The sequence below is a fragment of the Polynucleobacter sphagniphilus genome, from assembly GCF_001953355.1.
Taxonomy (GTDB): domain Bacteria; phylum Pseudomonadota; class Gammaproteobacteria; order Burkholderiales; family Burkholderiaceae; genus Polynucleobacter; species Polynucleobacter sphagniphilus.
In genome coordinates, this window is the sequence record NZ_MPIY01000007.1 from 85,890 (window position 1) to 100,477 (window position 14,588).

Sequence of the window (14,588 nt, forward strand, 5' to 3'; positions counted from 1 at the left end):
TTGGCGGATACCTCCGCAATCAACGGCAGCTAACGAACCCAAAGCAGACGTTAATACAGCTTAGTCACCGCAGGCAAATATCGACCCATAGCAGACTATCGAGGCAACAAAAAACCCGCACCAGGCGGGTTAATTGCGTAAGACAGCATTGGCTTGTATTAGAAACCAACCGTATATGTTGCCATCACAGTGGTACTTGCTGTTGCTTGATACGCTTCTTGTCTGTAAATACCAGTTACACCTAAACGCTGATTCTTCTCAACATCGTAAGATGCGCCAAGCATTGCTGTTGGACGAGTTTTTACAGGATTAGGGTTGAAGTTAACAGGCGTTAAACCAGTCAAGCCAGTTGCATTGTATGAACCATTAGCTGTATTGGTATCAGTTTCTACACCAGCACTAGCAAACAAGTTAGTTTGCGGAATACCGCTGTAACTAACACCAACACCAGCTAATGCTGTTGTGGCATTGGTATTGAGTGCTGAGTAGGACAATGGGGTTGTTACAGAAGTAGAAGTCGCTTCTGTATAGCCGCCCATATTGTTCTGCGTATAACGAATACCGACATATGGTGAAACGATGACTTGATCAGCAATACCAAAGCCATACTTAGCGGTAACTTGTGCGCCTTGACTGTTCAATGTAGAGCTGCCTGAACCCGCTTCGGATGCGGTAGCACCAGTACCAACTACAGAGCGATTCATTGTTGTGTTCTTTTGACCATAAGCAATAGTCGCTTTAACTTCTGTACCAGTGCCATCTAAGTTTTCATTCCAAGCAGTAAACAAACCAAGCAATGGTGTGTTGTTGCCCAAGTTCACAGTAGAACCACCGTTATTAACGGATAAGTTCTGGTCAGCATAAGCACCAACACGCACATTTGCCATTGCACGATATGCGGCAATTAACAATGCGCTAGTGTTGTTCAAGCCATTAGCAGCAGACACAGCAGTATTGCGACCACCCGCTGATACGCACACATCATTCTCACCAAAGACTGTACAGTCATAAGAGAAGCTATTAGCTAATACAGAGTTTTGCAATGTGTAAGTGCCTTGCAATGCTTGGGCGGTGTTTTGTACGGAGGCTTGAGTGTTGGCTAGGGATGGTCCTGTTGGGGCTGGAATATAACCAGAAATGTAAGCATATATGGAATTCATTATGTTTGGAGGTCCTCCCGTATTACTCACGACAGCCCCATTATTCCAAAAAGTAACAGTATTGAGATCGCCAGGAGGAGCTCCAACAGGAGGGGTTGTTGATGTTATAAATATAACGCTAGGTGACGTGGAACTTGTTACGCCATTAAAATTTCCCAACCTATATTGAACTTGTTGCGCAAATTGGGACGCTATCGCCGATTGACCGTACCAAGGCTGGCTAGTTAACGCATATGCAGGGTTCGCAAGGCTGGTTAGGACGGGCTGTAGTGCTGTTTCAGTAACCGTATAGTTAATGCCCCCAACGGTAACATTGACTGATTGTGCGCTAGCGTTTACAGAAAACACGCTTCCAGCAACTAAAGCGGAAGCAAATGCGATTTTTTTAATATTAAGTAATTTCATAAATCTTTACAGGTGGGTTATGTAAATCAGCTTTAGGGCTAATTTTTAGCAACTCGCATTATGCCTTCTCACCAAGCTGGTGCATACAGATTTCATAAGTAATCGCCTGAAATACAACACTTCTAAATCACCATCAGAACAAAAGCCTCTTATTGGCCGTTCTCTGCCCCCTAGAACCCCGAAAATAAACGGTCTTGAAGGGCTGCTCCAGTTTAGATAGCAGACGGTTGACGCCAAGTAAAAAGCCATCCTGCGGGATGGCTTTTTGGTAACACTTTTGGTAACAAGGGTGTTGTATCTCTGCAAACCCTTATAAAACCATTGACTTTGGCGGAAGAGGTGAGATTCGAACTCACGGAGGACTTTCATCCTCGCCAGTTTTCAAGACTGGTGCATTCAACCGCTCTGCCACTCTTCCTTTGCGAATTGAGTCCTAGATTATAAGGAATTCGGTGAACCCCTACGTAAAAATGCAATAAGCACCCTTCTAAAGATTGCTTCCATTGGCTTAAATACTCTATGTGCACCAACCGATATAGCCTTTTCTCTGATAAACTAGTCAGATAACTAGTCAGGAGCAAGGGTGATGAATAAGCACTGGGCAGTTCAAGATGCCAAAGCAAAATTTAGCGAGTTACTAAACGCCTGCCTTGAAGAAGGCCCTCAAGTGGTTACTAAGCGGGGGCATGAAGCAGCCGTATTAATCACCATCCAGGAGTGGAATACATTGAAAAAGTTAGCTAAACCTTCTCTTAAATCGCTTTTGCTTTCAGAGCAAGCTAAGGGTGACCTAGTACTGCCAAAGCGTGGCCAAGGTGCATTTCGCAAATCCATCAAACTGTAAGACAACTCATGTACTTACTAGACACCAATATTATTTCAGAACTACGTAAACCAAAACCGCATGGAGCAGTATTAGAGTGGTATGACAATATTTCAGATAATGACCTTTATATATCCGCAGTCTCGATCGGTGAAATTCAAGCGGGCATTGAGTTGACTCGCGAGCAAGATAAAAATAAAGCAGAGTCTTTAGAAAGTTGGTTGCAACAAGTTTCAAATGCACATCATGTCTTACCGATGACAGGGTCAACCTTTAGGTTGTGGGCAAAGCTCATGCATAAAGAAAGTAATACCGTCTGGGAAGATGCCATGATCGCAGCGACAGCTATTGATCAGAAGCTCATCGTAGTCAGTAGAAATATAAAAGACTTCAAACGATTTAAGATTAATTTACTGAACCCATTCGAATATCTATCCCAGGCAGATTAAGACCCCTTAATTAAGCCTTCTAAATGCTTGGCAATTGCAAGGCTAGAGGTTAACCCGGGGGACTCAAAGCCATATAGATTAAAGAGGCCCTGGAGTCTATGGTCATTAGGGGTGTTAAAGCAAAAGTCACCTGCCGGGGCATTTGGTGGGACTATTTTGGCTCTGACACCTGAATAATCGGGCTGTAATGCCTGGTCTTTAAGTTCTGGCCAATAGCGCCTTACTGCTTCATAAAAGCCCTCACCTCTTTTGGGGTTGACCGTGTAATCAATTTGGCTTTCTTCATCGATTTCAAGCCATTCCACATCGGGGCCAAATTTAGCTTGTCCGCCCATATCTAAAGTGAGATGCACTCCTAGACCACCAGGCTCTGGAATGGGATAAATCAAATGATTAAATGGTGATTTTCCGGAAAGAGAAAAATAATTGCCTTTAGCAAAATAGGCTTTTGGAATTTGATCTTTGCTTAATGATGCAATTTTTTGTGCCACTGCTGGAGCACTCATACCTGCGCAATTAATGAGAAGCTTTGTTTGAATCTTCATTCCATCAGCGCCACCAATTTCTAATTCAAAGCCCTCTTTGGCGTTTTCACCGATAGGCTTTGCACTGATCAGCGGTGACTGATAAGCCACCATGCCACCCGCATCCTCAAAGCCACCCAAGAGGGAAAGCATGAATCCATGGCTATCGACGATCCCTGTACTTGACGACAGAATGGCTGCTACACAATTAAGCTGTGGCTCTAATTGCTTAGCCTCTTCCCCAGTAATCATCTTGATCTCTGGCACTTGGTTTTGCTGTGCTTTATACAGAATTGCCTGGAGATCATCTAATTGAGAGTCATCACTGGCTACGATCAATTTTCCATAAGGTTGAGTGGCAACATGGTGAGTGCGGCAATACTCGTAGAGCATGCGATTGCCTTCAACGCAAAGTTTGGCTTTGAGTGAATCTTTGGGGTAATAAATCCCCGCATGAATGACTTCACTATTACGCGCGCTACTAATCGTGCCAAAAGAAGCTTCGCGCTCGAGCAAAATCGTTTCACTGCCTTGAAGTGCCATTTCTCTGGCAACGGCCAATCCAACTACCCCGGCTCCGATGACGACACAGTCGACTTGATCCATTTATATGCCCAAGCCTTGAATTTTTGTTATCTGCATCCTGAAATCGTAACATTTTCAGTGTTTTAGTGGGTTTTGGGGCACTTCTTGATAAAATCTATAGATGTCTTCAAAACCAGCTGCAGATAACCCGAAAACCCTATTTAGCACCCAAGATATCGTTTTAGATAGCGCGTATCAAGGCATTGATGCTGCTAGCTGGAAATCCCTCTTCAAGCAGGCTAAAGAAGCTCATTTAGAGCAATTTATTGCTGATCTATTCGCTGGTAAGCCAGTGAATAATTCTGAGAATCGCCCCGCCCTTCACTCTGCCCTGCGTAACCTAGATAAAACTCCGGTTTTGGTAAATGGCAAAGATGTCATGCCAGATGTTGCGCAAGTTTGGCATCGCATTGAAGCTTTATGCAATAAATGGGTCGGTGTTACTGATGTCATTCACATTGGTATTGGTGGATCTGACTTTGGTCCCCGTTTAGCGATTGAGGCCTTAGCACATGTTCCCGACATTGAGAGTCGTGGCATGCGCATGCATTTCTTGGCCAATATTGATACCGCAGAACTGAATCGCATATTGCAACGCGCTTTACCGCACAGCACCAAGGTCATCATTGTTTCCAAGTCCTTTACAACACTGGAAACCACCATGAATGCACAAGCTGTGGTGAAGTGGCTTAAAAATAACGGCCTTACTAATAGTCAAGTAAGCAAATCACTTTTTGCTGTAACAGCCAACGTTCCTGCTGCAGAAGCATTTGGCATTGACCAAGACCATATTTATCCCTTTTGGGATTGGGTAGGCGGTCGTTACTCCGTTTGGTCTGCAGTTGGATTACCAATTGCCTTGCAATATGGATTTGATACTTTCAAGAAGTTCCTAGCTGGTGCCCAAGCAATGGATCAGCACTTTAAGTCTGCTCCTCTGGAAGACAATATTCCAGTAATCATGGCGTTGAGCTTGCTTTATCAGCAGGAGAAGCACAACATCAAGTCCTATGCAGTCATTCCGTATGCTGATGCCTTGGATTGGTTTCCGAAGTGGTTACAACAGCTAGATATGGAAAGCAATGGCAAGAGCGTCGATCGCGATGGCAAGCCAGTCAAGTTTTCTTGTCCTGTAGTGTTTGGTAGCTCCGGCAGTAATGCGCAGCATTCCTACTTCCAACTATTACATCAAGGTACAGAAATCATTCCAATAGATTTTATTGCGGTTCGTGAGCCGATGAGTCATTTGCCAGAGGCAAAAGAACATCACCGCATCCTCTTGTCTAACTGCTTGGCTCAAGCCCAGGCGCTGGCTAATGGCAAGAAGACGGATAACCCAAACAACACTTACCCAGGCAAACGCCCTAGCAACCTACTGATATTGCCTAAGCTCAATGCCTTCTATTTAGGAGCTCTTTTAGCGCTGTATGAAAATCGCACTGCTGCACTCGGTGCTTTGTGGAACATTAATAGCTTTGATCAACCGGGTGTAGAGCTTGGCAAAGTCCTTGCCAAACCAATTGAAGCCGCCTTAAAGAATGGTGGCTCTGTTCATGCGGATTCTGGTATTGATGAAGTAACTGCAGCCCGCATTAATTTATTTAATCAATAGTTTTATTAGCTCTAGCTTCAGCCTAGACATCGAAAGAAGACTCATGCAACTCTCTCCATCTATTTTCAAAGCTTATGACATTCGCGGCATTATTGATGAGACTGTAGATCCATCGATAGCTAAACTGATTGGTCAAGCTTTTGGCACGGAGATGCGTGAACTTGGTGAAACTGAAATTGTGATCGGTCGTGACGGTCGTTTATCAGGCCCTAGCCTCATTGAAGCATTGACCGAAGGCCTGTTATCTACCGGCATCAATGTGATTGATCTAGGGATGGTTGCTACACCCATGGTGTACTTTGGAGCCAATCAAACACTCAATGGCAAGAAGCCAAAATCCGGCATCATGATTACCGGCAGCCATAACCCACCGAACTACAACGGCTTCAAGATGGTTCTGGGTGGCGCAGCCATTTACGGCGATCAAATTCAGGCGCTGCGTAAACGCATTGAAGCCAAGCAATTTGCTACTGGCCAAGGCACTAGAAACACCTTTGACATCTTCCCAATGTACTTAGAGCGCATTGTGAACGACGTTAAGTTAGCTCGTCCGATGAAGATTGTGGTGGATTGTGGCAATGGTGTTGGTGGCGCCTTTGCTGGCAAACTTTTCAGGGCCTTAGGCTGCGAAGTACAAGAGCTCTTCTGTGAGGTTGATGGTCATTTTCCGAACCACCATCCAGATCCAGCGCATATTGAGAACTTGCAAGATCTCATTAAGAACCTTCAGACTACTGATAATGAATTGGGTCTTGCTTTTGATGGTGACGCAGATCGCTTGGGTGTAGTCACTAAAGATGGTCAGGTGATTTTCCCAGACCGTCAAATGATGCTCTTTGCTAAAGATGTTCTCTCCAGAAATCCTGGCGGACAGATTATTTATGACGTTAAGTGCACCCGCAATCTTGCAACCTATGTGAAACAGCATGGGGGCGAGCCTTTGATGTGGAAAACCGGTCACTCCTTGGTGAAGGCCAAACTTAAAGAAACTGGCGCACCATTAGCCGGTGAAATGTCTGGTCACATCTTCTTTAAGGACCGTTGGTTTGGTTTTGATGACGGTCTTTATACAGGCGCTCGTTTATTGGAAATCCTCTCTAAAGAAAAAGATCCCAATCAGACACTCAATGACTTACCAAATGCGATCTGCACACCAGAATTGCAATTAGCTTGCGCAGAAGGCGAACCATTTGCTTTGTTAGAGACTATTAAGGCAAATGCCAAGTTCCCTACTTCTGAATCGATCAACACCATTGATGGTGTGCGCGTGGAATATGCTGATGGATTTGGCTTGGCTAGACCTTCAAACACAACACCAGTAGTGGTGATGCGTTTTGAGGCTGATAGTGAAGAGGCGATTAAACGTATTCAGGGGGAGTTTAAGGCCGTATTATTGGCAGCCAAGCCAGGTGCAAAGCTACCGTTTTAGGCTCCTAATGTAATGCCAACATAATTTATGCGCCTATTGATTGCGAGTAAATTATGCGTATGATTTAGTCATGTTTAACAATGACTCAAGGAAAGGTCGGCACAAGGCCAACAACAAGGCAACAAGCCTATCTTTAAATGTGATTGTGCTTGCAGAGGGTAAAAAACGAGGCATCAATATTTCTAAAGCATGTGATGCTTTTTTGGAGTCGCTTGTTAAACAGGAGAAAGAGCGCCTCTGGAAATTAGAGAATGCAAAATTTATCAGTGAATACAATCGAATTACTGAAGAAGAATGCTTACCTCTCGATAAGTGGAGATCATTCTAATAGCTGCTATTAATCGGCTTTTCGAAGGTTTTAGCCCTTTAGTCAAAAGTCATTTGCCCTGGAGGTGGAGCACTTGGCTTCACCTCTAACGGGGCAACATTGCGTGTTGCATCTGGAAGGAGTGGTGCTGAAGGTTCGAGTTCACGGTTTTGCTGCAATAGTTGGCCGGCTGAAGTTTGGGCATTAGCCATTGGGCTAGCCAAAAGAATGCCCGCAAGGATGAGTCCCAGGGTGCCTGCAAGGAATACTTGCTTTATAGATCGCGCGCGTACATAAATACGCGTGATTTTACTGTATAGGCGCTATTTATGATACTTTTAATGGCTATTTAGCTTCAGAAATAGCCCCTCTAAAAATCTTTAAGCTATTGATTTATATAGTTTTTATTGTTGCTTAATAATTGGGCAGAAAAAAATATCAAAAAAAGGGTAGTTTTTGAGATATTGCACCACCTTATTGATGACATTGCAGGCTCAGTTTGAAGCTTGCCTTCTAAGGGTAAATCAGCCCTAAAATGCACCAATTTAAGGATATTTGCCAATTCTTTATGCAAGCTAAAATTGCTTATGAGCTCACCTATCTCCTTTGATTACCCACAGCAAAATGCTGCTGGCGCCACCTGTACCGCCCAAGCTTGGGCAAAAACCCCTCCTCAGCTTCATGGTTCCGAAAAGGCTGCTGTTATTGCTCGCATCAAGAAATTGCTGGTTGAGAAAGACGCTGCCCTTGTTGCTCACTACTACGTAGATGGTGACATTCAGGATTTGGCGATGGAGACTGGTGGGTACGTTGCTGATTCATTAGAGATGGCGCGTTTTGGTAAAAATCATTCCGCTAAGAATTTGATTGTTGCTGGCGTGCGCTTCATGGGTGAGTCTGCAAAGATTCTCAGCCCAGAAAAACGCGTGTTCATGCCTGATCTCGATGCTACTTGTTCATTAGACTTAGGTTGTGATGCTTCTGACTTTGCTGCCTTTAGAGCTGCGAATCCTGATCGCGTTGTCGTTGTGTATGCCAACACTAGTGCCGCAGTCAAAGCGCAAGCAGATTGGATGGTGACCAGTTCATGTGCATTAGCGATCGTGCATCAACTCAAAATTGAGGGCAAGAAAATTCTCTGGGCACCCGATCGGCATTTGGGTCGCTATATCCAAGAACAAACTGGCGCCGATATGTTGCTATGGAATGGTGCTTGCATTGTTCATGATGAATTTAAAGCGGTTGAATTAGAGATGCTTAAAGCGGCTCATCCTAACGCCATGATTTTGGTGCACCCTGAATCTCCGCAAGCAGTAGTTGACCTTGCAGACGTTGTGGGCTCTACCTCCGCCATGATTAAAGCTGTGGTTGAAGGCACCGCTACTGAGTACATTGTTGCTACCGATAACGGCATCTTGCATCGCATGCGTCAACTAGCCCCCAATAAGAAGCTGATTGAAGCGCCAACTGCTGGCAATAGTGCAACGTGCAAGAGTTGTGCACACTGCCCTTGGATGGCCATGAATGGCTTACAAGGAATTTTGAATTGCCTAGAAAACGCTTCTGGTGAAATCTTCATCGAAGAACCTATTCGCGTTCAAGCATTGGGCTGTATAGAGCGCATGCTCGACTTCACTAAAAACCACCCTGACCTCTTAGCAAAAGCGCAACATGGCTTTGTAAAGAATATTGGTGCAGCTTAATTATGTTTGAATATAACGAAACCTTAGAGCAAGCTCGCCAACGCAATATTCATGATGCACTGATGGAAGATATTGGCACTGGTGATTGGACAGCCAAACTCGTTCCTAGTAAACCTGTTCATGCGCTGTTAATCGTTCGTCAAGAGGCCGTTCTATGTGGGGTTGACTGGTTTGAGGGAACACTCAAGAGGCTCGATCCCAATGCGAAAGTTACCTGGCATTACCTAGAGGGCGACATGATGAAGCCTGATACCAAGGTTTGCGATATTGAGGCTGACTCACAAGCCCTACTCTCTGCTGAACGTACTTGTATTAATTTCTTACAAACACTTTCTTGGACAGCAAGCATTACACGACAACACGTGGATGCAATTGCAGGCGCTAGCCCGAATCCTAAAGGTTGTGCTGTACTAGATACACGCAAGACTATTCCTGGATTACGTCAGGCTCAGAAGTATGCAGTGCTCGTTGGTGGCGGGAAAAATCAACGTTTAGCACTGTGGCACGGCATTTTGATTAAAGAGAATCATATTGCTGCTGCTGGCAGTGTTACGGCAGCCCTAAAGAATGCTCAAGCACTGAATGCTGGAGTGGATATTCAGATTGAAGTAGAAAACTTTGCTGAACTTGAAGAGGCTTTAGCTGCTGGCGCTAAAAGTATCTTGATCGATAACTTCAATACCGATCAAATGAAGCAAGCTGTTGCTATTACTGCTGGACGTGCTTTGCTGGAAGCCTCTGGCGGCATTAATTTAGATCAAATGCGCGCTATTGCAGGCACTGGTGTTGACCGCATCTCTCTTGGAAAACTCACCAAGGATGTACATGCGGTTGATTTCTCAATGCGCATTTTGTAGCAATTTGGCTATACCAATAGCACTTGAATACCCTTAGTTTCAATTAGCTGAAGTAGCTTGGCAGCGGCACCACTAGGGTGTTTTCCAGAACCTGTCGACTCCCATTTTTGAACTGTAGAGACGCTTACATTTAGTAGTGAGGCAAAAATGGATTGACTCATTCTTGCTTGATGAATGCGTATATCCGTCACTTTTTTAGGTGTAAATAAAGGTGGCTTTTCTAAGCAAAGGGTCTTCATTTTTGCATAATCATGCTTAGTTAAAAGACCGTGCTCCTCCAATGCCTGCGCCATTTCCAATAACTCGTCAAGCACCCTTCTATCTTCAGATTTTAATTTTTTACTCATTGCAATTTAGCTCCTTCAATATCCCAGCCCTAACTAGTACCCGCAATCTATTTCTATCTGCCTTTTCGAATGACTTAGCAATAATCGTTGCCGCCTCTTGCTCCACATTACTAAAGTCAGAGCCGGGATAACTCTTTTCCCTGCCAACGATAAAAATAATTGCTTCCTTATTTTTCTTGGCAACAATAGTGCGAATGCCCCCACTTTTGCCCTGACCTGGAAGTGGGATTCTCTTTTTACATACCCCACCACCTAAGTCAGCCTCATAAACTCCTCGCTCAATCTCTCTAGCAGCATTACAAAGTTCTATAGCTCCAATAATTTTTCTTGCCCAACGATCGAATGTTTTTGTTTTTAAGACTATTTTCATAGTCGATATTTTAATGTATAGCACTCAGTGCTATAAAATTGTATCCGACAATGAATTAGGGTTGCAAGTAGCCGGCTTTTATAGAAGAATTCCGTGCAAATCTATAGAGTTAAATCACACAAGCTATGAGCGTCATGTGAGAAGCCTGGTATCTACAACGCAAGAGGGAAGATGAAAAACAAAACTACAAGCCCCTATGATGTGGCAGAACATTTGCGCACACCCCAGGAGATGGCCCTCTATCTTCAAGCATGCATTGAGGAATCAAATGGAGATGTTGAATTTATAGCAAGAGCATTGGACGATATAGCTAGAGCCCAAGACGCAACCCTGGAACCCAATGGGCCAGGGCGTCCTGGGATTTAATACATTAACTACGCTTACGAGCAAGCGCACTAAATTACCCTTCCCTACCCTTGTAAATGATCTGCTTCTCCAGGGCATTACGAATAAATTCAATATTGCTTCGCAGGCTATAGCATTCAGCAGTGGCTAGCTTTGCTGCTTTTGATCTAAGTATTCTGCGCTCCATCTCATTGAGTACCTCAATATATTCACTGCGACGATTAGGGTCAAAGGTTTGAATTGTGTTCTGCTCAAATTTATCCAACTCTTTATAAATGGAGTTAATTTGCTTCTTAGCCAGGTTGGTTCTATATGTTGGAATTGACTTAATAATCGGATAAGCAAAAGCAGCAAAGGGAAGCAGAAGGAAGAACATGCGCTCCAAGAACTCGGCGAGCCAAAATGGCAAATACTTCATTAAGGTAGGGGTACCCTTTTCATAGAAAAATTTAGCCTCCTCACTTAAAGGGGCCTCAGTGTTCATGTAAGCAGGGAATTCCCCGGTTTTAGCAAAATAGGATTTGTTACCGTTGATTTCTCGCGCAGCCTCTAGAAATAGGACCTGAATTGCTGGGTGCAGGCGGTTATCAATTAAGAGATTGGTCGTAGTCGAAATCAGCTCAATTGGATGATCCGGGATATTTTTCCCGAGATCAAAGCCGCCCATAGGCACTGATACCTCCTCGAAATACGGCAATAAACGGGTATAGGCGTCTGCACGCGTAAATGAAGCTAACTTAATGCCTGGATTTTTAATGAGTCTTTGCACGTTTGGTGAATCAAAACCATCTACCAAAATCACTGCATCAATTTCGCCACGCTCCAAAGCACTAACACCTTCAGCATTCCCAAGACTAAGTAAATTAGGGGCATCGCTTTTTAAGCCATTGAGTTTAAATATTCCAAGAGCCTGCGTACGTGTTCCACTCCCCACCGGGCCGATATTGATTTTTAGCTTAGCAATATCTCTATCAGATACGTGAATACTTTCGTTAAAGGCATTCTTACGATAGAACATCCATACTGGTTCATAGTCAACACTACCGAGGGATTCCACACCAGAAAGATTGTCTACAGCAATCATTCCACCCTGAACAAGGGCTGCTTGGATTGGATCTTTTCGATCAATGAGATGTTGAAGATTTTCTTTAGAGCCGTGGGTCTCTACTAATTCAAGTTCAATACCTTTTTTCTCAAAATAGCTCCTATATTTTTCACCCAATACTTTGTAGGAGCCGCCGGTACCAGTTGCCATTAATACTTTATTGGGTGGTGCAGGCTTTGCAAACCAAACTAGAATAAATAGAGCAAGAATTAATAAGAAAACAAGTGGCCAGACCTCTCTTAAAGCACTAACCCAATTTTTGATCTCATCAGCTGCCGTTTGATAAACCGCAGAGATATGTTCGCTGACTTCCTCTTTAAAGCTGGCCATGTCATTCCTCGTGATGTTGGGTTAGCTTATCACCAAAAAACGAAGTTTTATAGCTTTGAAGGCCTAGGAGGCGGAATCCGTCTCAGCACCCTCTGCTTGAGGAGTCAGGATGGTTGGGTAAGAGACAGCCCAAGTGCCGGGGTAGTCACGGCTGTAATGAAGACCACGGCTTTCCCTACGCATGAGCGCTGAACGTACGATCAACTCTGCACATTCCAATAAGTTTCTGAGCTCAATGAGATCACGTGTGACCTTAAAGTTAGCGTAATACTCTTGCACCTCATAACGCAGCAACTTAATGCGATGTAGGGCTCGCTCAAGGCGGCGATTGGTTCTCACAATACCTACGTAATTCCACATCAAAGAACGCAGCTCATCCCAATTGTGGGCAATGACCACTTGCTCATCCGCATCCTCAACCTGACTCTCATCCCATAAAGGGAGAGCAGGCATTACTGGTGTCTTGAGATTAGATATGTCTTCTGCAGCAGCCTTACCAATGACGACGCATTCCAATAAGGAGTTGCTTGCCAAACGATTAGCGCCATGTAGGCCGGTATAGGTTGCTTCGCCGACTGCATAGAGTCCTGGCAAATCAGTACGCCCCTTGAGATCAGTCACTACACCACCACAGGTGTAATGCGCAGCAGGCACCACCGGAATAGGCTCCTTGGTGATATCTAAACCGAGACTCATGCAACGCGCATAGATCATCGGGAAATGCTCTTTGATAAATGCTTCGCCTAAATGTGTGGCATCTAGATGGACATAGTCCAAGCCGTGCTTCTTCATTTCAAAGTCGATGGCTCTAGCAACAATGTCACGTGGAGCTAATTCATTTCGGTCATCATGCTCTGGCATAAAACGCGTGCCATCAGGTAACTTCAGTAAACCACCCTCACCGCGCATTGCTTCGGTAATCAGGAAGGTGCGATCGCTCGGGTGATACAAACAAGTTGGGTGAAACTGAATGAATTCCATATTGCCCACTCGGCAACCCGCACGCCAAGCCATGGCAATACCGTCACCGGTTGCAGTATCGGGATTGCTGGTGTAGCGGTAAACCTTACCAACGCCACCTGTAGCCAATACCACTGACTTTGCTTCGATGGTTTCTACACGATTATTTTTAATATCGAGTGCATACACACCATAACAACGATTGGGTTTGCTGCGTTGCGTCTTGGCATCTAGCTGACGATTGGTGATGAGATCGAGTGCAATCCAATGCTCCAAGATCTGAATATTTTTATGGGCTCTTGCTTTATCAAGCAGCACTTCATGAATGGCTTTACCAGTAGCATCCGCGGCATGAGCAATACGGCGATGACTATGCCCGCCTTCACGCGTTAAGTGCAAACCCATTGGACCGGATTTATCTTCTGTGAATGGAACGCCTTGATCCACCAACCAACGAATTGCATCAGCGCTTTCTTCAGCGATATAACGTGCTGTAGATTCAACCACGAGGCCAGCGCCTGCATCCAAGGTATCGGCCACATGAGAATCAATACTGTCATGTTCTTTATCTACAACCCCAACAATACCGCCTTGTGCCCAAGCTGTAGCAGCCTCACCTAAGCCCCGCTTCGCCATCAGAATGACCGGCTGAGATTCGGCCATATGTAAGGCGACAGTCAGCCCAGCTAATCCAGCCCCAATAATCAGGACGGGAAGCTCAGCGTTTGCAGTGGTGTTTTGGGAGGGTTTGGAACTGGCCATAGAAGGAACATTCTAAAGGGCATTAGGAATCTTGTTCTCACACGACTTTAAATGAGTCCATAGCAACCAAAAAAAACTGCGAAGATATCAAGCAAAACGAGGTACAAATATGCCTAAAACGCTACCAAACCTCTTTACCCATGGGCTTCATCTCCAGCCATGCATCATCCTCTTTCGAGCGCCTTTCCCCTGGATTCCAATTTGCCAGCAATTCTTCTAACTTATATTGAGGCTGCTTTGCTGGCCTTGGCTCTGAAAGTGATGCCAATGAGTCAGCAATGAAGGATGTAGGTAAGTCGGGATTATCAATCACTCCCCGCCCTAACTTTACCCAAAATTCAATTTGAGCCGCAATAGTTCGGCGTTCTTTTCTAGCCTCAACTTTTGCCGCCTCATATAAATCATCATTAATTTTGACTGATCTACTCATGATTTCCCCCGTAAAGCCTTTTTACTACAAAAGCAGTACTGCTGAAAACAAGGTCTTTAAACAAAAAAGTTCCCATCTGGGAGCT

The 14,588-nt window shown here is 44.6% G+C and carries 16 protein-coding genes and 1 tRNA gene; 8 read left to right on the forward strand and 9 right to left on the reverse strand.

Annotation, left to right across the window (positions count from 1 at the left end):
- Window positions 1-158: 158 nt before the first annotated feature.
- Window positions 159-1,565 carry an autotransporter outer membrane beta-barrel domain-containing protein gene (locus BOQ04_RS07595; protein ID WP_076024154.1) on the reverse strand — a complete coding sequence of 469 codons (1,407 nt, stop codon included), beginning with the start codon at window positions 1,563-1,565 and terminating at the stop codon, window positions 159-161.
- Between the two features lie 328 nt (window positions 1,566-1,893).
- Window positions 1,894-1,983 (reverse strand) — tRNA-Ser (locus tag BOQ04_RS07600).
- Window positions 1,984-2,151: 168 nt separating this feature from the next.
- Between BOQ04_RS07600 and BOQ04_RS07605 the strand changes: the two genes are divergently transcribed.
- Both BOQ04_RS07605 and BOQ04_RS07610 read left to right on the forward strand, forming a co-directional pair.
- Window positions 2,152-2,409: a type II toxin-antitoxin system Phd/YefM family antitoxin gene (locus BOQ04_RS07605; RefSeq protein WP_072582527.1), complete on the forward strand. Its 258-nt coding sequence runs from the start codon at window positions 2,152-2,154 to the stop codon at window positions 2,407-2,409.
- 8 nt (window positions 2,410-2,417) lie between these two features.
- Window positions 2,418-2,837, forward strand: coding sequence for a type II toxin-antitoxin system VapC family toxin (locus BOQ04_RS07610; protein ID WP_076024155.1), 420 nt, complete (start codon window positions 2,418-2,420; stop codon window positions 2,835-2,837).
- Here the strand turns inward: BOQ04_RS07610 and BOQ04_RS07615 are convergent.
- Window positions 2,834-3,967, reverse strand: coding sequence for an NAD(P)/FAD-dependent oxidoreductase (locus tag BOQ04_RS07615; RefSeq protein ID WP_076024156.1), 1,134 nt, complete (start codon window positions 3,965-3,967; stop codon window positions 2,834-2,836). The two genes, BOQ04_RS07610 and BOQ04_RS07615, sit on opposite strands and share 4 nt — an antisense overlap.
- Before the next feature lie 100 nt (window positions 3,968-4,067).
- On the opposite strand from BOQ04_RS07615, the gene pgi reads away from it, so the two are divergent.
- The 3 genes from pgi to BOQ04_RS07630 all read left to right on the forward strand — a co-directional run bounded on the left by pgi (window position 4,068) and on the right by BOQ04_RS07630 (window position 7,315).
- Window positions 4,068-5,558, forward strand: coding sequence for a glucose-6-phosphate isomerase (gene pgi, locus BOQ04_RS07620; RefSeq protein ID WP_076024157.1), 1,491 nt, complete (start codon window positions 4,068-4,070; stop codon window positions 5,556-5,558).
- 43 nt (window positions 5,559-5,601) lie between these two features.
- Entirely contained in the window at window positions 5,602-6,987 is a 1,386-nt protein-coding gene (locus tag BOQ04_RS07625) for a phosphomannomutase/phosphoglucomutase (protein ID WP_076024158.1), read from the forward strand.
- A 70-nt stretch (window positions 6,988-7,057) separates the two neighbouring features.
- Entirely contained in the window at window positions 7,058-7,315 is a 258-nt protein-coding gene (locus BOQ04_RS07630) for a type II toxin-antitoxin system CcdA family antitoxin (RefSeq protein WP_076024159.1), read from the forward strand.
- A 38-nt stretch (window positions 7,316-7,353) separates the two neighbouring features.
- Here BOQ04_RS07630 and BOQ04_RS10725 read toward each other — a convergent pair whose 3' ends face one another.
- On the reverse strand, window positions 7,354-7,518 hold the full coding sequence (locus BOQ04_RS10725) for a hypothetical protein (protein WP_158025486.1): 165 nt from the start codon (window positions 7,516-7,518) through the stop codon (window positions 7,354-7,356).
- Between the two features lie 363 nt (window positions 7,519-7,881).
- On the opposite strand from BOQ04_RS10725, the gene nadA reads away from it, so the two are divergent.
- On the forward strand, window positions 7,882-8,997 hold the full coding sequence (gene nadA / locus BOQ04_RS07640; RefSeq protein ID WP_076024161.1) for a quinolinate synthase NadA: 1,116 nt from the start codon (window positions 7,882-7,884) through the stop codon (window positions 8,995-8,997).
- 2 nt (window positions 8,998-8,999) lie between these two features.
- On the forward strand, window positions 9,000-9,854 hold the full coding sequence (nadC, locus tag BOQ04_RS07645) for a carboxylating nicotinate-nucleotide diphosphorylase (RefSeq protein WP_076024162.1): 855 nt from the start codon (window positions 9,000-9,002) through the stop codon (window positions 9,852-9,854).
- An 8-nt stretch (window positions 9,855-9,862) separates the two neighbouring features.
- Here the strand turns inward: nadC and BOQ04_RS07650 are convergent, their stop codons facing one another.
- Both BOQ04_RS07650 and BOQ04_RS07655 read right to left on the reverse strand, forming a co-directional pair.
- On the reverse strand, window positions 9,863-10,201 hold the full coding sequence (locus tag BOQ04_RS07650; RefSeq protein WP_076024163.1) for a helix-turn-helix domain-containing protein: 339 nt from the start codon (window positions 10,199-10,201) through the stop codon (window positions 9,863-9,865).
- Window positions 10,194-10,571, reverse strand: coding sequence for a type II toxin-antitoxin system RelE/ParE family toxin (locus tag BOQ04_RS07655; protein ID WP_072583586.1), 378 nt, complete (start codon window positions 10,569-10,571; stop codon window positions 10,194-10,196). The genes BOQ04_RS07650 and BOQ04_RS07655 overlap by 8 nt, the downstream gene beginning before the upstream one ends.
- 171 nt (window positions 10,572-10,742) lie before the next feature.
- Between BOQ04_RS07655 and BOQ04_RS07660 the strand changes: the two genes are divergently transcribed.
- Window positions 10,743-10,937: a helix-turn-helix domain-containing transcriptional regulator gene (locus BOQ04_RS07660; RefSeq protein ID WP_076024164.1), complete on the forward strand. Its 195-nt coding sequence runs from the start codon at window positions 10,743-10,745 to the stop codon at window positions 10,935-10,937.
- 34 nt (window positions 10,938-10,971) lie between these two features.
- On the opposite strand, the gene BOQ04_RS07665 is transcribed toward BOQ04_RS07660, so the two are convergent.
- From BOQ04_RS07665 to BOQ04_RS07675, 3 genes are all read right to left on the reverse strand, one after another.
- Entirely contained in the window at window positions 10,972-12,351 is a 1,380-nt protein-coding gene (locus BOQ04_RS07665; protein ID WP_076024165.1) for a TAXI family TRAP transporter solute-binding subunit, read from the reverse strand.
- Between the two features lie 63 nt (window positions 12,352-12,414).
- On the reverse strand, window positions 12,415-14,073 hold the full coding sequence (gene nadB / locus BOQ04_RS07670) for an L-aspartate oxidase (protein ID WP_076024166.1): 1,659 nt from the start codon (window positions 14,071-14,073) through the stop codon (window positions 12,415-12,417).
- Between the two features lie 121 nt (window positions 14,074-14,194).
- A complete protein-coding gene (locus BOQ04_RS07675) occupies window positions 14,195-14,503 on the reverse strand; it encodes a TA system antitoxin ParD family protein (protein WP_076024167.1) in 309 nt (102 codons plus the stop codon).
- Window positions 14,504-14,588 lie beyond the last annotated feature (85 nt).